Below are 23154 nucleotides of genomic sequence, written 5' to 3' on the forward strand. Positions count from 1 at the left end.
GAACTCCATCCTTTTTCCAAAATTAGATCTTTCAATAGACCTTAAGTGAGATGCAGACAAATATATCAAATTCTGTATGACCCATTGTTCATGAATATTCAATGATCATTAACAACCAATTCCGACAGTGTTCGCTCCAGTTTTGAAATCAATTTGGTTTTCTCATAATTCAGGGTTAAACGCTTTATATTTTCTTGTATTTTCAGATACATTCGTTTGTCATTTTTCATTGCTTTTACATACTCTATCATCTGTGATTCTTCACTATATTCAAAACCGTGACCTGCATCATATTTTGTCATGACCTCATGCTGCCAGCCTTTATAGTTTATTAATGTTGGTTTTCCGGCTGCCCAAAAATCAAAAAGTTTATTTTGACTATTCCTATCCAATATTTCATTATCACGTACAAAACACAGACCAATATGAGATATGGCCATTAATAAGTACGCTTCTTTTTTAGATACCTGATCCAAGAAAATGACGTTGTTTAATCTTTTGCTCTCTTTCACTTGAATTAAGCGTTCTTTTTCCTTTCCATCACCTACAATTAGATAGACAATATCGGGGTCATCCGTCTTTTCGGCAAGCTGTAAAATATAATCGATATTATTGATAAATCCTAATGTGCCTGCATATAAACAGATAAACTTCGCTTTTAAACCTAATTTATCCAATGCCTCTTCTTTATCTTCGGAACGAATTCGAGAAAAATAGTTTATATCCGCAAAGTTAGTAACCGTAGCAATTTTTTCCCGTTTGACTCCTTTTCTCAATAAATCTTCTTTCATTCCAGGCGAAAGCACGATGATTTTATCAGCTGAAGAATAAATCATGCTTTCTAGCTTCAATAAAATTCCCTTTAACCATTCATGTCTGATGATTCCCAGCTCAATAGGTATATCTGGCCATAAATCCCTTACTTCAAAAACAAATTCGCTGCGCTTCACCTTTGCAAGAAGCATACCTATCAATCCAATTGTCAAAGGGGTCGAAGAAGCATAAACAACGTCTACCTCCTTCTCCTTCACCCCAATAAAAAAACTTTTATACATATAATGAACAAACGATAGTAATCTTTTCAGGTAACTATATTCTTGTTTATATTTAGTTTTGGTTGAGATTATCTTTATTCCCTCTCGCGAATCTATGGAATTCCCGGTGATGATGGTGACTTTATTATTTTTAGAGACTAAAAATTTAGCTATTTCATAAGATCGGGTACTGCCTTTATCGGTATTGAAATATTGATGCAAATAAAGAATCTTCACTTTTCCACTTCCTCTTTTACCCATCGTGATTCAATTTGACTTACAGAGTAATGCTTTGCTTCACCCCAGAAAACAAATGTAACACTTAATATAGGTGAGGCATGTCCCTTTTTTAGAATGAGGCGTTTTAACTTTGAAACCCACTAGCTTGTACAGCCCTCCCTTACTCTAGATAATTCAGATGTGTTTCACCATCTTCCATGATGTTTTTCACATTAGGTTTGTTCCAATCAAGGAATGCCGAGATGGCAATCCAGTCATCCAGGCGGTTATAAACCGTTTTATCATGTACATGGATTTCATGCCCAACTTCGGTAAATCTGTTATCCCCTTCAATGACGTTGTTTTTCATGTTCAAAGAGGTGATGGCATAGTCATTTGTAGGGCTGCCGTTATTATGCGACCCTCTGATACCAATGCCCGCTGAAATGAACTTTTCATCGGATTTATGAATTTGGTTTATGATGTTTCCTTTGATTTTGGTGAACTTGTTGGAGCTAAGCATCGCGATCCCATTGTTGAGGCTATTTTCAATGATATTGCTTTCAATAAGGGCATTTTTGGTCACATGAATACTGATGCCTCCCCATTCCTCGACAGCAGCCCGGATATCATTCACATAATTGCCTTTAATCACGACCTTTTGCAGGAAGCCCATCTTTGTTTCAGTAAGATCATGGTATTGCGTTCCGTTGACTGTAATGCCCCGTTCGCTGACTGTTGCATTTTTACCTATATCGTAATACGCATAATCATTAAAAGAATTGATTCTATTCCCCTCAATCGTAATATTGCCGGGTGGGTAAGCTGAGATAGCTCCTCCCTTGTAATCCATTCCGCCGACAATGATTGGAAAACGCGTGTTTAAGATGACATTATTCGTGAAGGAAACATTTTGGCCTGAATGGGTGTCAATCCCTTCCCATCCAGGGTTGTTCGCCACCACATTCCCCTCGACTGCGATTGTGTCACTTCGCTGGAACTTTGATTGAGTCATTGCATCTCCGGCACTGTCTTTCCGGTGACTAAAGGCGATGCCATAGCTTTGTTTGGTATTGCCCACCGTCTCCCCGGGCCCAAGGTTTCTCACCGTCGCATGCCTTACAGTCACGTTACTCGCGGAATAACCGCCGATGCCTGCATATCCAATATCCTTTATGGCCATTTTGTTTCTTTTTCTTGAATCAGACCCTTTAATCATGACTCCATTCACATGTTCTAAGTAAATGCCATATCCCTCATACCCGGAAATTTGAACATCCTCGATCAGGATATTTTGAAGCCTGTGCAAATCATTCACAGCCGAATAAACAGACACCAAATCCGCCGTGGATTTGGATTGATCGATTGCAGTGACCTCAATGCCCCTGTTCCTTGCTTCAAAATAATTTCTCGGTTTCCCAGTTTTGGGGTCTTCCGTCCTTCGTTTTCCTTCTAGTATCAGGTTTTTGACACCAGTATGGCTCACCATGATTTTAATCGTGACAGAATTGCTTGAGGGCTGGGTACACATTGTCGTGACGGGGCGATCGTTCTCAACCGTCCCTTCTAAAATGACCCCTTCTTTCATTGCAATAAAGGCACTCGCCGTAAACTGGCCTTTTGACAAACGGACCGTTCCCCTTTTCCCATTCGATACATCTTGCGGATAGGCGGAAACCTTTGTAATGGCATTATTAAGGATCGTGCGGATCGATGTGCCGGAATGGTTTGCGTCTAGTGACAGCGTTTGTTTTAACTCCCCTTTATTGTCCAATAACTGAATCGCGGTGCCCGTTGTGGGACTGCAGATCTCGTTTGCCCCGACTGCAGTTGATTGAAGGGAGAAGAGCGCCACGATAAACACAGTATATATTCCTGTTATTTCATATAATCGTTTCATCTGAATACTCCCATGTCTTTTATTCATTTTTTCTACAGTTGTTTTGCATTTTCCAGGGCAGAAACCAGACACGACACCCTAGTCGACCTAGAAAAGAGTGGTGCCTATCTAATGTTACAAGGGATTTGAGATGTGAGTTTCTCAAAATCAACATAAGATGTTTTAATCTTGGAACAGTCGCTTAAACGTATAGTTCATTCGACAATTTCCCCATACAAAAAACCTTCAATAGCTCAGGGGTAAACCGGATTGTAATGGGAAAACAAACCTCCTTGCGCCACTATTGAAAAGAGGAGGAATGTGTCCGGTGTTACTTGGGGGACTCGTCATTCGACAGAAAAAGCCTTTCCCCGATGTTTGCCGGGAAAAGGCTGCAGCTTGATATATTCTTTTTTATGTTTCATTCCTCATAACCCCCGCAAAGAAAAAGGAGGATATCCGACTTGTCGCCGGATATCCTCCTATATGTTCACTCACTGGTTCATTTGATCGAGAAAATCACCAAGAAGATCATCAAGATTTTCCTCTTCAGGTTCTGGTTCCTCCACTTGTTGAGTGGTTTTTTCCAAACTCCAATCAAAGTCATCCAAATTTTTCTTAGATATTTCTACCTGCACCACTTCATTATCCTGTTCTTCGGGCTCATCCTGCAAATAAATCTCCTCATTAATTACATTGCTGTCTAATGAGGCTAGCAAGGCTGTTGCGCGTAAAGGATCGGATAAAAGATGGTACATAATCGTTCCAAGCATAGCTTCTGAGTGGGAATGTTTGAGCCAGTCACGCTGAGATTTGCTAAGCTTGTTCGGCATGGGCAGGGCAATCATTTCCCGTTCCTGATGGGTCGATTGTCCGATTCCATCGAGAACATACTCGGCAATTTTACTGGAAAAATTCCTTCTTTCCGTTTCCTTCAATTTCTGCAGCTGCCTTAACGTATAATCTGATACATCTGAAGGGATACGAAAAGTGATGGCTTGTCCTCTTTTGATTTCAGAAGAAGCTGTTTTTTTCATTCTCTCACCTATTTAACAGCACCTGATCTTTGTTCTTTCTTCTTTTGGTGGGATTGCTGCTGTTCCTTTGAATTCCGGCGATTAAAATCCGAAATCAATTTATAATAGGCGTTGGCCATCATCCAAACGCTTTCCCGTTCATCTTCAAAAAAGTCGATATTGTAGCCATCAAAATTCTGATTGAGCGTTTTCAGGTAATCTTTCAAGACAATCGAACCTCCGCCAACAAAATAGCAGATTTCCGTTTGCGAGTTTTTCTGCCATACGTTGCGCAGATGGCGATATTGCTTTTTGGCAAGTTCTCCTAAAATCCGGTCGACGATATCATGGACGCTTGTCCGGCTTCCGCGAACCATAATATGGTTACGATCGTTTTTCTTCGTGATGATTTCAACGACATCTCGTCTGCTATCCAGCTCGACACCGTGTTTTTTTCTGATTTCTTCACGAATAGATTCAAGAGCCTCAGCTACTCCTAGATTGAATCCTTGCGCCTTATCATCGTCAACTTTACGGTTTTTAATGACCGCGATATCTGTCGATAGTCCGCCAATATCTTGAATGAGAATTCTTCTATCTATTAATTCACGGTTAATGATATTCAAATCATTGTCCATGACTAAATTAATGTATGCGGCGAAGCCCTCTGGATAGACTTTCACTTCATCAAATTTGATATTAACCTTAATACCTTGGTATTTAGGTGTAATTAAAAATTCTACTTGGTGAACGGATCCCAGTAGCTTCGAACGGTACCCAACATCTTTCCCTTCCTTAACTTCCCGAAGAGGTAGACCTGTTCCAAGCGTATAATTCGCTTCGACAACGTTATTTACTTTTTTGAACTTATCATTATTCCCTTGCTTGGCAGCATCCAATGCAATAGCCGCAAAAAGCATGACTAATGTTTGGTCTTCCTCTGATTTACTGCTCCCCAAATCTAGTTCTGTTGGGTTATCACTTTTTGTCGCTAAATTTCCGACACGATAAATGGCATTATTGTCTTGCAATGCTGGTGAATGGACTCTAATATGTAACCCTTCCAATGGGTTTTTTTCATCGAGTTCTTCGATTCCTATGACCGGACGATCTTCAATGTCTTTTGCAATGACATTTGGTATATATAGTTCAGACTCTAGCTTTCCAAAAATAGCTTTAATTGCATCATTTCCTACGTCTATTGCTGCGATTCTAGAACTCATCTAAAAAACATCCCCTTTTTCATAAAAAAATTTAGGTGGAGCACTCTATTAAGCATAGAAAAGGTTTCTATATTAGTCAATGCTTCATAAGTTGTAGCTTTATTTGTCGAATTGTATTCATTTGTGTACACATTAGGAACAAATATGTACACACGTTATATATAGCCATGTGTACTCATTTGTAAACGTGTTTACTTTTTTGTGTACAAACCAACTATTTTTGTTTACATGTATACGATATTGCAAACAAACAAAAAAACTAACTTTTAATAATCTTCTTCATATAAAAAGAAAGCGTAAAAAGAAGAATTTGGTCATGGTAATAAATTGGTCAAACCACTAATGAAACGTAGGAAGATATTAAAATCACCGAAAAAACACAGAACTTCCTCAATATCCGTAGCCATATTGGCGCAGCACTTTATCCTTCCTTCGTTTTCTAAGCTAGAAACAGATATAACAACTGATGTCTTAATTGTTAATGGCGGAATTACGGGTATCACTTCAGCTTATCTATTAGCCAAGCAAGGTGTGAAAGCCACATTCACTGAGGCAGATGAGACCCTTAATGGAACAACAGGCCACACAACCGCAAAAATCACGGTCCAGCACGGCTTGATTTACGACCAATTTATTACTGATCACAGTGAGGAATAGTCCAGACTATACTATATGAGGCCAACACTGAAGGAACGGAGCTATCAAAAGGTTTGATAGAAGAACATTCTATTGAATGTACAAGATGCTTATGTATACGCAAATACTAATGTTTGGTCCTCCTCTGAGTTACTGCTCCCCAAATCTAGTTCTGTTGGGTTATCACTTTTTGTCGCTAAATTTCCGACACGATTAATGGCATTATTGTCTTGCAATGCTGGTGAATGGACTCTATTATGTATCCCTTCCAAGGTTTTTTTCATCGAGTTCTTCGATTCCTATGACTGGCCGATCTTCATGTCTTTTGCAATGACATTTGGTATATATAGTTTTAGGCTCTAGCTTTCCAAAAATAGTTTTAATTGCATCATTTCCTACGTCTACTGCTGCGATTCTAGAACTCATCTAAAAACACCCCCTTTTTCATAGAAAAAATTAGGTGGAGCACTCTCGATAGAAGAGATTTCTATATTAGTCGATGCTACATAAGCTGTAGCTTTATTTTCATTTGTCGAATTGTATTCATTTTTGTATACATTAGGAACAAACATGTATACACCTTATATATAGCCATGTGTACGTACTTGTAAACATATATACATATTTGTGTACAAACCATCTATTTTTGTTTACATGTATACATAATTGTAAACAAACCAAATAATGTATTTTTTTAGTCTTTCTTCTTACAAAAATAAGCGTATAAATAGCGGATTTGGGTATGGTAATAAATGGACGATTCACTAATGAACTGTATGGAGGTATTCAAATGACTGAAAAAAATACAGACCTTCCCCGATTTCCGGAACCTTATTGGCGCAGTGCGTTGACATTCCCTACTTTTTCTAAATTAGATACAGATTTAACCACTGATGTCTTAATAGTAGGCGGCGGAATTACCGGAATCACATCTGCTTACCTACTAGCTAAACAAGGTGTTAAAGTCACACTGATTGAAGCAGGCGAAATCCTTACTGGAACGACAGGACACACTACAGCAAAAATCACGGCCCAACATGGCCTGATTTACGACCAGCTGATCACTGACCATGGTGAAGAGAATGCCAAACTTTATTATGAAGCCAATACAGATGGAATGAAGCTGATTAAAGACTTGGTAGAAGAACAATCCATTGAATGTAATTTGACAGCACAGGATGCCTATGTGTACGCAAATACGGACGAATATCTAAGCAAAATCCAAAAAGAACTGAGAGCCTATCAAAAACTTGGCATTCGGGGGGATTATGCGGAGAATATCCCTTTCTCCATTCCTTGTAAAGCTGCTGTGATAATGAAAGATCAAGCACAGTTTCACCCATTAAAATATTTAACGGCCCTCATTTCGACAATTCTCGATGCAGGAGGCACCATTTATGAACGTACAACGGCAATGAAAATTGAAGACGGCGATCCACCGACCGTTCTGACCGATACTGGACATACAATCAAAAGCAATCAGGTTATCGTGGCCTCCCACTTCCCTTTCAATGATGAAAAGGGCCTATACTTTGCCCGTGTTCATGTAAGTAGGTCCTATGTGCTTGGCATCAGGACTGAACAGGAGTATCCAGGCGGGATGTATTACAGTGCAGACAGCCCTAGCCGCTCCCTTCGCTATACGGAATTGGACAATGGGGAAAAACTTATACTTGTTGGCGGAGATGGCCATAAGACAGGCCAGGGAATCTCGACGATCGAGCATTATGAAGCACTGAAGGACTTCAGTTCCCAGTATTTCGATGTGAAGGACATTCCCTACCGCTGGTCGGCACAGGATATCGTGACACCGGATAATATCCCCTTCGTCGGTCCAGTGACAGCCAACCAACAAAACGTCCTGATAGCTACCGGCTATGCGAAATGGGGAATGACGAATGGATCGATTGCCGCCAAGATCTTAACTGACCGGATTTTGCAAATAGATAACAGGTATGCGGAATTGTATGATCCTGCCCGTTTAAAAGGCGTGAAGAATATAGTCCAAGATAATGCTGATGTGGCGAAGCATCTGATTAAAGGCAAATTGGCCGTCATTCAAAAAACGCCGGAAGACTTAGGAATTGATGAAGGAGCAATCGTGAAGGTGGATGGAGACAAAGCTGGGTGTTACCGTGATCATGATGGCCAGCTTCATATCGTTGATTCCACATGTACACACATGGGGTGTGAAGTTGCCTGGAATAGCGGCGACCGTACTTGGGATTGCCCATGTCATGGCTCCCGCTACTCCATCGCTGGTGAAGTGTTGAATGGCCCTGCTGTCGAACCATTGAAAAAAATTCGCTAAGTGCCAATTGTGATTTTATCTAAAAGTCGACTGGGCCCGCCGTTTTCCTTATACTGAAGTTACTGCATGATTGAATGGTTGCAAATAACTCTGAAAAGGATTGAATTGAACATGAACGGTAAAAACCGGAAAGATGTTACCCCAGGTGCCTCTGTGGACATTGTACTTAAAGCAGATCAACGCACCGGAAAACTGACAAGCGGCACTGTAAAGGATATTTTAACCAACTCCAGCACTCACCCTCATGGAATTAAAGTAAGGTTGACTGATGGGCAGGTTGGCAGGGTTCAAGTCATTCATAAGTAATGCGCACTCGGTCTTGGCCGAGTGTTTTTTTATGATCATTCGAACGAATTAATGACGATGGGGATATTTCAATCATGTTTCCCGTTCATAATTCGTACAATAGGGGTGAGATTATCTCTTATAAAGGCTGGTGTCAAAATGAATCAAGAATACAATGCCCCCGAAAGGGATTATTACCGCAATGATGATCATACATTGAAAGTTTCCGGCTCAGAGACGCTATCTGCTGCTCCGGATCAAGCCACGATCACCCTTGGAGTCATAACAGAGGATAAGGATCCGCAAAAGGCCCAGCAAGCCAATTCCCAAGCAATCGCAAATGTCATCGCATCACTTAAATCCGCAGGCATTCCCGAAGAGCAATTGAAAACGAGTGATTACAGAATCGATCCACAATATGATTATATTGACGGAAAGGAATTGTTCAAGAACTATAAAGTCCAGCACATCATACAAGCCCAAACGTCCGACATCGAGAAAATAGGCAGCATAATCGACACGGCCGTCAGAAGCGGCGCCAATTCAATCACCAGCATCCGCTTCTCTTTATCAAATCCAGATGCATACTATAACCAGGCACTTTCTCTCGCCTTAAAAAATGCATATGAAAAAGCACTCTCCATGGCTCGAACACTGGGAATCTCATTGAACCCAGTTCCTAATAAGGTTGAAGAGCTATCCGAAACGGCAACCCCAATGCTTTATCAAACAAGTACCTTTTCAAAAATGGCGACGACTACCCCGATTCAGCCTGGTGAACTGAACATCACTGCCTCAGTAAGGGTGGAATACACGTACTAACACTCACTAAATTCCATCCTAAAAACCCCCCTTGGCAACCCAAAGGGGGGTTTTTCATTTTAAAAGACTACCGTTTTATTTTCATGAACAATGACGCGGTCCTCCAAATGCCATTTAACGGCACGGGCCAGCACCCTGCGTTCAGCTGAACGACCGATTTTCTTCATATCCGCGGCAGAATCACGATGGTCCACCCGTTCGATATCCTGCTCGATGATTGGACCTTCATCCAAATCATTCGTCACATAATGGGAAGTCGCCCCAATCAGCTTAACACCTCTGTCATAAGCTCGTTCATAAGGCCGTGCTCCAATGAAGGCAGGTAAAAATGAATGATGGATATTGATGATTCTGTTCGGATGGGCCGCTACGAAGTCCGGCGTCAATATCTGCATATACCTGGCCAATACAATAAGGTCCACCTTGAATTCTTCCAGAAGTCCAAGCTGTTTAGTCTCCACTTCCTTGCGTATATCCTTATTGGCAGGAATGTAATAAAACGGGATGCCCATCGATTCGACAATTTCCCTCGTATCTTCATGGTTGCTGATGACTAGCGCAATGTCAGCCAATAAATCCCCGCTTTGCCACTCCCATAGCAATTCCAAAAGGCAATGAGGTTCCTTGGAAACGAAGATGGCCGTTCTCTTCAAATCACTGACATGGTTAAATGTCCATTGCATCGAGAATGCTGTCGAAACTTCCTGGAATGCCAGTTGCATATCCGCTGCCTTATCCTTCAATCCTGGACAATCGAACTCGATCCTGGTGAAAAAGGTACCGCCCTCAGGATTCATCGAATACTGACTCAATTCAACAATATTTGCATCATATTCTTTAAGAAAAGCCGTAACTGTCGAAACAATTCCCGGCTGGTCCGGACATTTTATAATCAAACGGCCTCTATCTTGATTTCTTTCGCGAAATTCCTGTAACTGCTCTTGCACAAAGTTGCTCACCATTTTCCCAACTGCCCTTCTTCTATTTTGCTATATTATACTTCAATTCATGGCAAAAATTAAAGTCAGTCAATCAATTCGGGATTTTGTTGGTAGCCACGACGATTCGAAACATTCCACTTTTATTCCAACATACACAGATTACACAGTAGAAATAAGTACAACATATTTAAAAATTTTTGCTTACAAGGATTTGTACCTTAATATCCTATCTATAACATCTTTATCCTGTAAAAAAAATTGGTGTTTATATTTAATAGAAATTAATAAAGTTCCAATAATGAAATAAATTATTTATATATTGAAACTCTAAAAATCATTTCTTATGTTACGTTTGGGATGATTTTAGGCAATATTAAAAAACTATCCAACCACTTGCAGGCAGCATTATTACAACCTCTTATTCTGAGCTATACATATTCCGGAAGCACAGTGGATATTATTCTTTCCAATTTAAACTAATTCCTATTTGACGTTAAAACAAAACAATGATGGAGTGGGGAAAATAAGATATGGCTACTTTAAAATTAAAAACTAAATGGCTGTTTTCTTAAGAGATTCGAAATCACGTAATCTTTTGGTTGTTTCAGTGTTAAAACATTTGATTTCAATTTTGAGAAATGCACGTCTCTCTTTTCATTTAACATAGAATACACAAACTAAATGGAGGGAGAAATAACAATGATACAAAAAATGAAATCTTTACTATTTTTATCCTTGATTCTAGTTTTAGGAGCCGCTCTACTTCCATCTCATGTATTTGCAGCTGAGGGTAACTCAACTGTAACGGAGGAAAAGCCAGTTGAAAGACAACCAACATCATTAGACCCGATTGAAATTAAGGAAATTAAATTTAAAATTAATAAAAATTTATCAGACGAACAAATCATTGATAGATTTAAAGAAATTAATTCAAAATATAATATAAATGAACCCTTTTCATTGGAAGATACAGAGTTTATAAGAGCTTATGCTTCAAGTACAAACGAAACGGAGGACATTGCCGTCCAACCAACTAACTTAATTCAACCAATTTCACTGAAATTTGGTAATACAAATAGCCAATCTTTTAGTAAATCAAAATCAAAATATGGTGTCACTGTTAAATTCACTGGAAAAGTTTATACAAATATAAATGTATTAAATCATAGTTATCGAGGAAACCTTAAAGCTACGATTCCTGCCGGAAGTTCAAAAGTTAAAGGAATAAAAACTGCTGTAACAAATGTTGCTTATGGCGTACTAGGAAAAAGCGGAACTTACGTAGGCATAGTTTATAGTGGTTCCGCACAAAGTAGCACAACCACAAAAAAAACATCATGGGCAATGGATAAGACTGTAAAATATAGTGCAATTGCTGTAGTATACACATACACTGATACTTATGTAGAAGTTAAAACAACTAGTGGGTCCTTCAACTTATATGCATTCTAAGGAGAAATAATATGAAAACCTTTAGTCCAATAGGAGCTTTAATAACAATAGTTATAATAACTTTAATAGGCTTTCTTCTTTTTAAAATTGCAAGAAGATTCAAAAGATAAGAATAAGTTTTAAATGTGACAAATTGGGATAAGCCGCTAAAATTAGCTGCTCATTCTTTTTTTTGCAAATAATCTCCCATTACAAGTATCGCTATGCCTAGTAAAATAGTAATTACAATTATTGAAACTCTAAAAGACTTTACGCGTGTTACTTTTGGAATAAGTTTAATTTTTATATGAAAACTTCATTAATCATGAAAATTAAACTATATTTCCAAAGTAAATCAGGTTTAGTGTTTGACGTTAAAACAAGGATGGAGTGTGAAAAAATAAAATGGTTACCTTAAAATTAAAAACTAAAGAGAAAGAACATATGGAGAAAGCTATACTTTTGTTAATCTTGGGAATAACAACTGGGTTAAAGAAACAAATAATTACAGATGAAGGTGAAAAACTAATTTTCAGTCCTTATGTTATAGATTTATTTAGTGAATATAATTTAGATCCCATTTTGTTGATTTAATACATCAGGGAACGGAATTAGAAGATATACTTTCAATAATACCTGAAACAATTACTAATAAGATTGAAGATATACAAGTCAATACTTTATCTGTACTCGAGCGGAAAAGGCAATTTCAATTAACAGAACATTTGTTGGATGTGTAAATATTATTTAATACCAAACTCGATATTGTTATGAAAACAACTAGTGGACCCTTTAAATTATTTGCATTCTAAGGAATAAATGGTAAATGTGTCTCAGTATAGAGATGATTTTTTATTTATTATTTATTTTGTTTTTTTCACCTAAACTTGCCGCTAGAGATAAAAAGATATAAGGGAACGCCAATAAAATTAAATCCGGAAACCCGTATTTCTCAAATACTAGGTTGTTCGGGGTTTCCTCATCAATATAAAAGCCAAAGCCTGCCATATAAAATCCAACTAGTAAATAAGTTAGAAGGGAAATAGCCAGGGTACTTATAGCTAGTGTATCTAATTTGATTTTAACGATAGTTAATCCGAAGTAGATCACATAAACAATTCCTAAAAGCAGTAACAGTAGAGAAATATAATCTGGCTCATATATTGCTTGATTCGAACTGCTAAACATATGAAATCACCTCTTACTTCAAATCTTTTATTCTTCCTTCTTTGGAACTTGATACATGGGATTTAAATGAAGCATCAGCTTTTAATTCAGCCCCTTTTATTAATGAAAATTGAATTGTAATAATTTAATCGTATATAAAAGGAATTTGTTATACATTCCTACTTTGGAACAATGGGTTTCATTTTTGAGTAAATAAAGAGAAAGTGATGATATGAAATGAGGGTCTTTTATTCCAAGAGTCACTAGTTCTACTTTGTAACACTTGCAAAATCAAATGGAGTTTCCATTTGATAAAGCTATCCTCTAGTCATATTTCATAGGTTTTAATCGCGGAAAAGTCGGCCTGATCACGGTCGGCTTTTTTATATTGAAATAGAAATTACCTATATGGAATTGAAAAGATACCATTAGTTCCCACCCTCTATTAATAGGCGCTATCATTCTTCCAATAAATAACTGGTGAATTTAAAGGAAATGAAGGCAAAGGCCGAGAACCTTTATGAAATGCATAGTTAAGGGGGATTCTTGAATGAAATGTCGGCATGATCTGGACAACCATTTTTATTTCAGTTTTTATTTTCCCTAGTTAATAAGGTTATTCACTGCCTTATAAGGGTATAGACCATTCTATTAGTTTTTTTCAAAGGGGGAAATGAAATTATCATGAAATCATCAGTTACATTCATTGTATCCATTCTGGCTGTTCTTGGTCTTCTGTCCGGCTGTGCTGAAAAGGACCAGCTGGAGGACGGGAGTAAGCTGATCAATGAGGACCAGTTTGTTTTCGCTGCTTCAGGTGAATTCAAGCCATTCAGTTATGTCAATGATGACATGACCGTAACCGGGTTCGATATTGAAGTTGGCGATGCAATTGCAAAGGAACTCGACCTAGAGCCAGTGCCTAAACGGATAAAGTTCAAAGGTATCGTGGAAGGTGTTAAAACCGGTCGGGCAGATGCCGCGGTTGCCAGTCATACAATCAATGAACAACGAAGTAAACATGTTGCCTTCTCTACCCCTTATTACTATTCAGGTCCTCAAATTTTTGTCCGTTCGGATAGTGATATTAAAACGGTTGAAGATTTAAAGGGTAAGGAAGTTGCGGCTTCTAAAGGCTCTACGTACGCAACCACAGCAGAAAAATATACAACCAATGTAAAAACCTATGACAGTGATATCACAGCCCTGAAAGCATTGAGCGGAGGGCGTCATGATGCCGTCATCACCGACTTCGTAACCGGCAAGGAAGCGACCAAGGAAGGTTTCGACATCGAAGGAAGGCAATTGATCGAACGAAGCGAGCAGGCCATCGTACTGCCTAACGACAACCCGCAGCTGCTTGCACGCATCAACGAAGCACTTGAAAACCTCCGGGAAGATGGAACTCTTGCGAAAATCAGCAAAAAATACTTCGGTGAGGACATCACAACTAAGCCTGAATAAAGATTGATAGAAAGGGAGTCATTACATTGCCAAGTTTTTCACATTTTTTTGATACATTATTTAGCTCCTCGGACGTATTCATCCGAGCCATGCTCCTCACATTGGAACTGACGGTAGTCTCCATATTGGTAGGTATCGTCATCGGTTTGCTATTTGCACTTTTAAAAATATCCAATATAAAAATTCTTGCATGGATTTCAGATACATATGTATTCCTGGTACGTGGAACACCTTTAATCGTACAGATATTCATACTCTATTTCGGTATCAGCAATCTCTTCTTACTGCCGGACTTCTGGGCGGCGTCACTTGCCCTGGCCTTCCATAATGGAGCGTATATCTCAGAGATTTTACGTGGGACGATTCAATCCATCGACAAAGGCCAAATGGAGGCCGGACGCTCCCTTGGCATGAGCAATTCGCTCACCTTAAGGAGAATCATCTTGCCTCAAGCCTTCCGCCGCGCATTGCCGCCGCTTGGCAACCAATTCATCATCGGACTGAAGGATTCATCACTTGCAGCCTTCATATCCATGAATGAGCTGTTTAATGTGGCGACTACCTTAGGCTCGAATAATTTCGATGAAATGACTTATTTATTGATTGTAGCGGTCTACTACTTGATTCTAGTGGCATTCCTGACCATTATCGTCAATTTATTCGAAAAGAAACTGTCCATTAGTGATCGATAGGGGGAATTGAAATGGAACAAAAAGAAATGATTCGGATAAGGAATTTAAATAAATCGTATGGAAATCTGCATGTACTTAAAGATATTGATATGAAGGTACTCGATAGCGATGTTGTCTGTCTGATCGGACCAAGCGGTTCCGGAAAAAGCACCCTGCTCCGCTGTTTGAATTATTTAGAGAAGAAAGACAGCGGCCAAATCCTCATTGAAGGAACGGAAATCAATCCGGGTACCCATGATATTAATAAAATCCGCGAAAAAGTCGGAATGGTATTTCAGCATTTCTACCTCTTTCCTCATATGACCGTACTGGAGAATGTCATCGAAGCACCGACACACGTCAAAAAGGTCGCTAAGGCCCAAGCGATTGAAGAAGCAAAGGCATTGCTTGCAAAAGTCGGTTTATCAGATAAAGCGGATGTCTATCCAAGCAAGCTCTCAGGTGGCCAGAAACAGCGTGTTGCCATAGCCCGCGCCCTTGCCATGAAACCTGATATCCTGCTCTTTGATGAGCCCACCTCGGCTCTGGATCCCGAACTTGTCGGTGAAGTTCTTGCCACGATGAAGGAACTTGCCTTGGAAGGGATGACAATGGTAGTCGTTACACATGAAATGAGCTTTGCACGTGAAGTCGGGGATTGGATTGTCTTCATGCATAATGGTAGGGTTGTCGAAAGCGGACCGCCAAAAGAATTCTTCACCAATCCAAAGGAAGAGCGTACAAAAGAATTTTTGCAAACGACAGTCTTTTGATTTCAATTCTAAAATCTGTCTGCTAGCGAGATTATAAGCAATACAGGCGTGAATTCCTGTATTGCTTTTTTTGAATGAAAAAGGATTTATTGGTTTCCTTAATATCCAGTTAGGTAGTTCCCTAAATTACCTGATTAAAGTTTCAGGGATATTTCGGCTCCGATTGTACAAACTAAATACTTGATGAATTGTTTCAGATAAACCCTGATTCCGGCTTGAACATGGAAAAATATCTGTATTTATGGTATATATACAGGTAAAATTAAAAGAAGTATATAAATGAAAGAGGTCGAATTCAGTTGGAAAATAACTCTTCGAATTTTATTAAAAATATTATAAAAGATGACCTAGAGTCCGGAAAACATGATCATGTCATCACCCGCTTCCCTCCCGAGCCGAACGGATATTTACATATCGGACATGCCAAATCAATCATTTTGAATTTTGGGGTGGCTGATGATTTCAATGGGAAAACTAACCTTCGTTTCGATGATACGAATCCGTTGAAAGAGGATATTGAGTTTGTTAACTCCATAAAGGAAGATGTAAAATGGCTCGGTTATGACTGGGATAACCTTTTCTTCGCTTCCGACTATTTTGATGAAATGTATAAAAGAGCTGTGCTGCTCATCAATAAAGGACTGGCATATGTGGACGACCTTAATGCCGACCAAATCCGTGAATATCGCGGAACGCTGACAGAGCCGGGGAAAGACAGCCCCTACCGAAATAGAACCGTCGAGGAAAATCTTGAACTATTTGAAAAGATGCGCAGCGGCGAATTCGAAAACGGCAAAAAAGTATTGCGTGCAAAAATCGATATGAGCTCACCTAACATTAATTTGCGTGATCCCGTCATATACCGTATCTCCCATACTGAACACCATAATACCGGCAACAAATGGTGCATCTACCCAATGTATGCCTTTGCCCACCCAATTGAAGATGCCATCGAGGGAGTCACACACTCCATTTGTACCCTTGAGTTCGAAGATCAACGCCCTCTTTATGACTGGATCGTTGAGAATTGTGAAATGGAAAGCAAACCAAAACAATATGAATTTGGCCGTCTTAACCTGACCAATACAGTAATGAGCAAGCGAAAACTGAAGCAGCTTGTCGATGAGGGCTTCGTGGACGGCTGGGACGACCCGCGGATGCCTACTGTTTCAGGCTTGCGGAGACGCGGGTATACACCAGAAGCGATTCGTGCATTCTGCCAAGAGATAGGCGTCGCCAAAACAAGCGGTGTCGTGGACTCTCAAATGCTTGATCATTTCGTGCGGGAAGACTTGAAGCTGAAAGCTCCACGGACTATGGCCATCCTGAACCCGCTTAAAGTGGTCATCACCAACTATCCGGAAGGCGAGATAGAATGGCTGGATGCTGAGGTCAATCCGGAAGTTCCGGAAATGGGCACACGCCAAATCCCGTTTTCACGTGAAATATATATCGAACAGGACGATTTCATGGAAAACCCGCCGAAAAAGTATTTCCGACTTTTCCCGGGCAATGAAGTTCGTTTGAAACATGCTTATTTCATTAAATGTGAAGAAGTGATAAAAGACGATGCCGGTAACGTCATTGAACTTCGCTGCACATACGATATTGAAACGAAAAGCGGATCGGGTTTCACTGGCCGTAAAGTAAAAGGTACATTGCACTGGGTAGAAGCTTCACAAGCCGTTTCAGCGGAATTCCGCAACTATCAGCCTTTAATCCTGGATAAGGAAAATGATGAAGAGGAAGAAAAATCATTCCTGGACCGGGTAAACCCTGATTCTATAGAAATTTTACAAGGATTTGTCGAGCCTAACATGAAAGATGTTAAGCCTCAGGATAAATTCCAATTCTTCAGGCATGGCTATTATAATGTTGATTCAAAACTCACTGCGGCCGATCACTTGGTCTTCAACCAAATCGTCGGGTTGAAAAGTTCATTCAAGTTATAGAATCACGAAAAAGAACCAGATTCCTAGCGGGATCTGGTTCTTTTTCATTTTCTGCACCCTTATATCATTTTTTCTCGTAAAGTTTGATCCCTTGCTTGGAAAGAGCCTGTTTAAGAGTACTATGTGTCGAAACCTGACTAAAATCAAGACCTAACTGAATCGATGTCTGGGCCACTTCAGGACGAATCCCGGAAATGGTCGATTGAATGCCTAACAGGTTCAGGGTACTTATCAATTGATAGATCTGTTGGGCAACCATCGTATCCAAAAGGGAGACCCCCGATAAATCGATGAATAAGTGTGTGATATTTTTGCTAATGCATTTGCTTGGAGTCCCATTCAATATTTCCTTTGCCCGATAGGTATCGATTTCACCGATTAACGGCAATACCGCAATGGCATCAACAATGGGAATGACAGGTGCGCCCAGTTCATTAATCAGCTCCTGTTGAGCAAGGAGTCGTTCTTTTGTCAAAAGGTAATACTGCTCTGTGAACTCACGGTTCAATTGATCGAAGGCACGATTAATAAGCCGGCTCCACCGGATGATTGTATCCTTCGTTATCTTCGTATCCATGAGCATATAATCAGTGATGAAGGCCCAATATGTTTCGCGAACCTTATTAAGCGCTTCCAACACTTCGTAAATAGGGGTGTCAGATTCAACCCTGCTCTTCGCGACAAGTGTGGCCCACTGCTCCATCGTTTCAATAAAGGCAGTTTTATCTTCAAGCAAAGCACTGGTCACTGTCTTGATCGTCAATGTATTCTGTTCCCTAAGCAGCTTTTCGATTTCCTCATTAGAATCCATTGAATAGATGGATCCAGACTGCTTTTCCCTTAAAGCCAGCCAGTTTTCCGTAATCTTCGACGAGTTATCAAGGATATATTGATATAAATTTTCATCTATTTTATCCATTTGTGTTCCCCTATCTCCCTAGTTATTTCATTTTAAAAAGTAATAATAAGTCACCATATCCCTCTTTCTCCATTTCATTTCTAGGAATGAATCGAAGGGCCGCAGAGTTTATGCAATATCTTGTGCCTTTAGGGCTTGGGCCATCAGGAAAAACATGTCCAAGGTGGGAATCGGCGTCCTTGCTGCGCACCTCGGTCCGGGTCATTCGGTGGCTGAGATCGATTTTTTCATTGACACTTGCCGACATGATGGGCTTCGTGAAGCTAGGCCACCCACAGCCGCTATCATACTTATTCCGCGAACTGAATAGAGGCTCCCCAGAAACGACATCCACATAGATGCCTTCTTCAAAGTGATCCCAATAGGCATTATCGAAAGGCGGCTCCGTGCCATTTTCCTGGGTGACATGAAACTGACTCTCCGTTAAGGTTTTTCTAAGGTGTGCATTATCCTTTGGCCAATTTTCTTTAATGAAAGCATCCCGTCCTGAGCCTTTACGATATAATGCATAGCGAAATTGATTTTTTCGATAGAACTCTTGATGATACTCCTCAGCGGCGTAAAATTTCCCCGTGGGTAGAATACCCGTAACAATAGGTTTCTTAAACCGCCCGCTCATCATTAATTCTTCCTTCGATTGTTCTGCCTCCTGTTTCTGACGTTCATTAAGATAGAAAATGGCTGCCTTGTATTGCTTTCCCCTATCCGAGAACTGTCCATCGTCATCCGTAGGATCGATTTGGTGCCAGAATATCTCTAATAACGTTTTATAGGAAATGATTGATGGATCGAATACCACTTGAACCGCTTCAACATGATCAGTCGAACCAGTAATCACTTGTTTATAACTGGGCGCGGCAAATTTGCCGCCTGTATAACCTGATGTCACTGAAATAATACCTTCCATTTCATCAAAGGGAGCAACCATGCACCAAAAACAGCCTCCTGCAAAGATAGCCGTTTCTTTTCCAGCCATCGTCATCCTAAAACTCCCCTTTCGCGCCTGCCATTTTATGTATTATATACCAGCAAGCCAAACGCCTTCAAATTCAAAAATCGTTTTCTATCTTTACTTTACAAATATTAAAAGGGGCACTTAGGAGTATACCCAAGTGCCCTTTTGTGTTAGATTCGTTAATTATAGTATCACACTTACAATGATCGCTGATAGGATGCTGACAAGAGTCGCACCGTAAAGCAGCTTCAAGCCGAAACGGGCTACAACATTTCCCTGTTTTTCATGAAGTCCTTTGACTGCACCGGCAATGATTCCAATTGATGAGAAATTGGCGAATGAAACCAAGAAAACCGAAACGATCCCTATCGTTCTTTCACTCAAGGCTGCTGATGCGTCCCCTAAGCTCAGCATGGCAACGAATTCATTGGTTACCAGTTTCGTCGCCATGATTCCGCCAGCAGTCACGGTCTCGGAAATCGGTATACCCATGATAAAGGCAAACGGTGCAAAGATATACCCCATGATGTCTTGGAAGCTGATGCCGAAAATCATGTCGAATAAGCTATTGATCCCTGCGATTAATGCAACGAAACCAATTAACATCGCTGCTACAGTGATAGCAACTTTAAATCCATCCATGATATATTCCCCAAGCATTTCGAAGAAAGACTGCTTCTCTGCCCCTTCTTCAACAGGGAGAATATCCTCTTCATCCGTTACGGTATAAGGATTGATAATGGATGCGATGATAAATCCACCAAACATGTTAATAACAATTGCCGTCACAACATACTTTGGTTCAATCATCGTCATATATGCGCCGACGATCGACATCGATACAGTTGACATCGCTGATGCACAAAGCGTATACATGCGAGATGGCGGAATGGCACCGAGTTGTTTTTTCAAGGTTATGAAAACCTCGGATTGGCCCACTATTGCTGATGCTACCGCATTGTAAGATTCCAATTTACCCATTCCATTCACCTTACTTAGAAGGAATCCAATCCACTTCATGATGAACGGAAGGATCTTGAAGTGCTGTAAAATCCCGATTAATGCTGAGATGAATACGATAGGAAGAAGGACATTTAAAAAGAAAGGCGACGCTCCTTCGTTCACAATCCCGCCAAATACAAAGGTTATCCCTTCATTTGCCCATTCTAAGAGTTTTCCGAAACCATCGGCAATCGAATTGATGATCACTAAGCCAAACTTCGTGTTTAATAATAAATAAGTTAAAATAAGCTGAATGACCACCATGAGGATGATCGGTTTAATTTTAACTTTCTTCCGGTCACTGCTGGCTAAGATAGCTAGTCCAAAAACAATAAGCAGTCCTAAAATTGCAATCAGAAATTTCATATATTCTGCCTCCACTAAGGGTGAATTTAATGTTCGTGCATTAATAGTAGGATACCCTCAAAAAATTTATGCAAACGTTTTCTCTTTCATCCAAAATACATGTACGTACCTCTCCAGAAGTCTATATTAAACTAATATTTTTTTAAGTGCAATTATTATTTCCCTTTTTAAAATAACAATTAGTGACAATAAGCGTTTCTTGAATTAAAAAAGAAGGCTCCCCATCGAAGGGAACCTTCTCTTTCCTTAAATAGTTTCGACTATTTAGGCAGCTGTTTTTCTGGATATCATCGTTGTCGCTAATCCAGCGCCTCCAATTACAAAGATGATGATGGATGCGGCCAAGCCACCTGCCCCTTGATAAAAGTCGATGAATTTCCCTGCAAAAGAGTCTCTGCCTTGGAAACCGCCACCGCTTGGCATCTCCCCTGGAGTCCCGGAACCATTTGGCCCTCCTTGTGGAGTGCCCTGCGTATCATTAGATGCCGTTTCCGTAGATGAATCATCGGTCGCCGTACTGCTATTAGCCGATTCTTCCGTATCATCCGTTTCTGTTGTGTTGCGATCGGCAGGCTGACCCATCACCGCCTGTCGGTTCATGGGTTCAGTGCCGCTGCCATCCACATACATCATGATCCCGATGACTGCTTGGGCCATTAAAAGGATAGAAGCAAATATTCCAACCAAAAAGTGTAACTTACCAAGTCTTTTCATTAATGATTCCCCTCCGAAAATAACTGTATTTATAAGATGATTATCTAAAAAGACCCTTAACTTTTCCTTAAGCAACAAGGAAAAAATTAAGGGTCTTTTACTATTGGATGACTTCTTAAGGCGGATTAATTTTTCCTTTGATTTCTCGGAAAAGTGATTTCGAAACGGGTGCGTTCATTCAGTTCACTCGTAACCTTGATGTTCCCTTGATGTATGTTTACAATCCATTTGGCTATGGATAGACCTAAGCCTGAGCCTTCATTTGCTGAACGGGATTGCTCCACTTGATAAAAACGGTTAAAAATCAAGGGGAGATCTTCCTGCGGAATGCCTTTCCCATTATCCTCCACAGTAAGAATGATGGATGAAGCATTCTTGATGCAGGATAGGGAAATCTTCCCGCCTTCCTCGGTGAATTTCATGGCATTATCCACCAATATAACCAACAGCTGATGAATTCTCTCTTTATCACCATGAAACACCACTTGTTCGGGAGCATGGCTAATGATTGATTTTTCTTGAAAAGATGCTATATCCGTATACTGTTCCACGATATCCATAAGTAAGTCATCAAGGAAAAAGTTTGATTTCTTAACCTCCATTTGATTTGAATCCGTTCTGGTCAAGGTCAAAAGTCCGTTTACAAGCTTATTCAATCGCCGGACTTCTTTCGAAATGATGGATATATCAACGGCTTTTTCCTCGATTGTCGCGTTCGGTGATTGAAACAGCAAATCAGCCCGCGATTGTATGACAGCAAGAGGCGTTCTAATTTCATGCGAAGCATCCGAGACAAACTGCTGCTGCTGATCCCAGGATTTCTTGACCGGGATCAAAGCCCGTCCTGCCAGAAGATAGCCTGCTCCAACCGCCACTAGACTTCCAATTCCTCCACCAACAAACAATATGAGCAGCAAGCGATCGAGCATTTCCTTTTCAGTATCCACATTCCTGATGAATTGCACGGCCATCTCTCCATACCCCGTATCGACCTGGGTGGAGAGGGCCCGATACGTGTATCCATTCACCGATATTTCTTCAATGTCATCAAATGTTTTAGGGAAAAATTGTTTTTCATTGACCTTAAAAAAATTGTCTACACTCAGTCTTGGCTCAATGATCGTATCATCCGGTCCCCAAACGATGACACTTGGCCCCGGACCTAAGAGGAACTCACCTTGCGGACGTCCGCCTGGCATGCCGCCATTATTGAAATCCCTGTAATCCTTTATAAGTGAATCATTTACATCCTTATAGATCTGGTCTTCCGTATAGAAATAAATCGTTCTGCTTAATATGGCTATTAAGACAATAAAGACGATAGAATTCAATAATGTTAGTTGAAGCCGTGTTTTTTGGAACATAATGATCCCC

Annotated in this window: 20 protein-coding genes and 2 pseudogenes; 10 read left to right on the plus strand and 12 right to left on the minus strand. The window is 40.1% G+C overall.

Annotation, left to right across the window (positions count from 1 at the left end):
* Positions 1-98 precede the first annotated feature (98 nt).
* From ACWF5P_RS19640 to ACWF5P_RS19655, 4 genes are all read right to left on the minus strand, one after another.
* The gene (locus tag ACWF5P_RS19640) at positions 99-1271 is read right to left on the minus strand and encodes a glycosyltransferase (RefSeq protein ID WP_434168196.1); all 1173 of its coding nucleotides are present in this window, start codon (positions 1269-1271) and stop codon (positions 99-101) included.
* 163 nt (positions 1272-1434) lie between these two features.
* Positions 1435-3153, minus strand: coding sequence for a right-handed parallel beta-helix repeat-containing protein (locus tag ACWF5P_RS19645; protein ID WP_452445194.1), 1719 nt, complete (start codon positions 3151-3153; stop codon positions 1435-1437).
* Positions 3154-3626: 473 nt separating this feature from the next.
* Entirely contained in the window at positions 3627-4169 is a 543-nt protein-coding gene (locus ACWF5P_RS19650) for a hypothetical protein (protein WP_452445195.1), read from the minus strand.
* 8 nt (positions 4170-4177) lie between these two features.
* On the minus strand, positions 4178-5371 hold the full coding sequence (locus ACWF5P_RS19655; protein ID WP_048680510.1) for a ParM/StbA family protein: 1194 nt from the start codon (positions 5369-5371) through the stop codon (positions 4178-4180).
* A gap of 342 nt (positions 5372-5713) precedes the next feature.
* Between ACWF5P_RS19655 and ACWF5P_RS19660 the strand changes: the two genes are divergently transcribed.
* Positions 5714-6028 carry an FAD-dependent oxidoreductase gene (locus tag ACWF5P_RS19660; RefSeq protein WP_434168199.1) on the plus strand — a complete coding sequence of 105 codons (315 nt, stop codon included), beginning with the start codon at positions 5714-5716 and terminating at the stop codon, positions 6026-6028.
* Between the two features lie 92 nt (positions 6029-6120).
* Here ACWF5P_RS19660 and ACWF5P_RS19665 read toward each other — a convergent pair.
* Positions 6121-6433, minus strand: a pseudogene (locus ACWF5P_RS19665) (ParM/StbA family protein); the annotation flags it as partial.
* A gap of 364 nt (positions 6434-6797) precedes the next feature.
* Here ACWF5P_RS19665 and ACWF5P_RS19670 point away from each other — a divergent pair.
* The 3 genes from ACWF5P_RS19670 to ACWF5P_RS19680 all read left to right on the plus strand — a co-directional run bounded on the left by ACWF5P_RS19670 (position 6798) and on the right by ACWF5P_RS19680 (position 9425).
* Positions 6798-8318, plus strand: coding sequence for an FAD-dependent oxidoreductase (locus tag ACWF5P_RS19670; RefSeq protein WP_452445196.1), 1521 nt, complete (start codon positions 6798-6800; stop codon positions 8316-8318).
* Positions 8319-8429: 111 nt separating this feature from the next.
* Positions 8430-8624 (plus strand): YwbE family protein, encoded by a 195-nt coding sequence (locus ACWF5P_RS19675; protein ID WP_260358825.1) that lies wholly within the window; start codon positions 8430-8432, stop codon positions 8622-8624.
* Between the two features lie 138 nt (positions 8625-8762).
* Positions 8763-9425 (plus strand): SIMPL domain-containing protein, encoded by a 663-nt coding sequence (locus ACWF5P_RS19680; RefSeq protein ID WP_452445197.1) that lies wholly within the window; start codon positions 8763-8765, stop codon positions 9423-9425.
* A 59-nt stretch (positions 9426-9484) separates the two neighbouring features.
* Here ACWF5P_RS19680 and purU read toward each other — a convergent pair whose 3' ends face one another.
* Positions 9485-10384 carry a formyltetrahydrofolate deformylase gene (purU, locus tag ACWF5P_RS19685; RefSeq protein WP_260358827.1) on the minus strand — a complete coding sequence of 300 codons (900 nt, stop codon included), beginning with the start codon at positions 10382-10384 and terminating at the stop codon, positions 9485-9487.
* Between the two features lie 681 nt (positions 10385-11065).
* On the opposite strand from purU, the gene ACWF5P_RS19690 reads away from it, so the two are divergent.
* Entirely contained in the window at positions 11066-11818 is a 753-nt protein-coding gene (locus ACWF5P_RS19690; protein ID WP_434168203.1) for a hypothetical protein, read from the plus strand.
* A gap of 423 nt (positions 11819-12241) precedes the next feature.
* A pseudogene (locus tag ACWF5P_RS19695) lies at positions 12242-12537 on the plus strand (DUF3969 family protein).
* Positions 12538-12649: 112 nt separating this feature from the next.
* Here the strand turns inward: ACWF5P_RS19695 and ACWF5P_RS19700 are convergent.
* The gene (locus tag ACWF5P_RS19700; protein ID WP_434168204.1) at positions 12650-12985 is read right to left on the minus strand and encodes a hypothetical protein; all 336 of its coding nucleotides are present in this window, start codon (positions 12983-12985) and stop codon (positions 12650-12652) included.
* Between the two features lie 663 nt (positions 12986-13648).
* Between ACWF5P_RS19700 and ACWF5P_RS19705 the strand changes: the two genes are divergently transcribed.
* The 4 genes from ACWF5P_RS19705 (at position 13649) to ACWF5P_RS19720 (ending at position 17824) form a co-directional block, all read left to right on the plus strand.
* Positions 13649-14428 carry a transporter substrate-binding domain-containing protein gene (locus ACWF5P_RS19705; RefSeq protein WP_230176058.1) on the plus strand — a complete coding sequence of 260 codons (780 nt, stop codon included), beginning with the start codon at positions 13649-13651 and terminating at the stop codon, positions 14426-14428.
* 26 nt (positions 14429-14454) lie between these two features.
* Positions 14455-15120, plus strand: coding sequence for an amino acid ABC transporter permease (locus ACWF5P_RS19710; protein WP_048685680.1), 666 nt, complete (start codon positions 14455-14457; stop codon positions 15118-15120).
* Between the two features lie 11 nt (positions 15121-15131).
* A complete protein-coding gene (locus ACWF5P_RS19715) occupies positions 15132-15872 on the plus strand; it encodes an ATP-binding cassette domain-containing protein (protein WP_434168205.1) in 741 nt (246 codons plus the stop codon).
* Positions 15873-16171: 299 nt separating this feature from the next.
* Positions 16172-17824 carry a glutamine--tRNA ligase/YqeY domain fusion protein gene (locus ACWF5P_RS19720; protein WP_230176057.1) on the plus strand — a complete coding sequence of 551 codons (1653 nt, stop codon included), beginning with the start codon at positions 16172-16174 and terminating at the stop codon, positions 17822-17824.
* A gap of 64 nt (positions 17825-17888) precedes the next feature.
* Here ACWF5P_RS19720 and ACWF5P_RS19725 read toward each other — a convergent pair whose 3' ends face one another.
* From ACWF5P_RS19725 to ACWF5P_RS19745, 5 genes are all read right to left on the minus strand, one after another.
* Positions 17889-18743 carry an STAS domain-containing protein gene (locus ACWF5P_RS19725; RefSeq protein ID WP_434168206.1) on the minus strand — a complete coding sequence of 285 codons (855 nt, stop codon included), beginning with the start codon at positions 18741-18743 and terminating at the stop codon, positions 17889-17891.
* A gap of 22 nt (positions 18744-18765) precedes the next feature.
* On the minus strand, positions 18766-19725 hold the full coding sequence (msrB, locus tag ACWF5P_RS19730) for a peptide-methionine (R)-S-oxide reductase MsrB (protein ID WP_452445198.1): 960 nt from the start codon (positions 19723-19725) through the stop codon (positions 18766-18768).
* Between the two features lie 156 nt (positions 19726-19881).
* The gene (locus tag ACWF5P_RS19735) at positions 19882-21066 is read right to left on the minus strand and encodes a NupC/NupG family nucleoside CNT transporter (RefSeq protein ID WP_101223930.1); all 1185 of its coding nucleotides are present in this window, start codon (positions 21064-21066) and stop codon (positions 19882-19884) included.
* A gap of 264 nt (positions 21067-21330) precedes the next feature.
* Entirely contained in the window at positions 21331-21780 is a 450-nt protein-coding gene (locus ACWF5P_RS19740) for a hypothetical protein (protein ID WP_434168208.1), read from the minus strand.
* 125 nt (positions 21781-21905) lie between these two features.
* Positions 21906-23144 (minus strand): ATP-binding protein, encoded by a 1239-nt coding sequence (locus ACWF5P_RS19745; RefSeq protein ID WP_434168209.1) that lies wholly within the window; start codon positions 23142-23144, stop codon positions 21906-21908.
* Between the last annotated feature and the right edge of the window lie 10 nt (positions 23145-23154).

It is taken from the genome of Peribacillus sp. NPDC055009 (assembly GCF_053608705.1).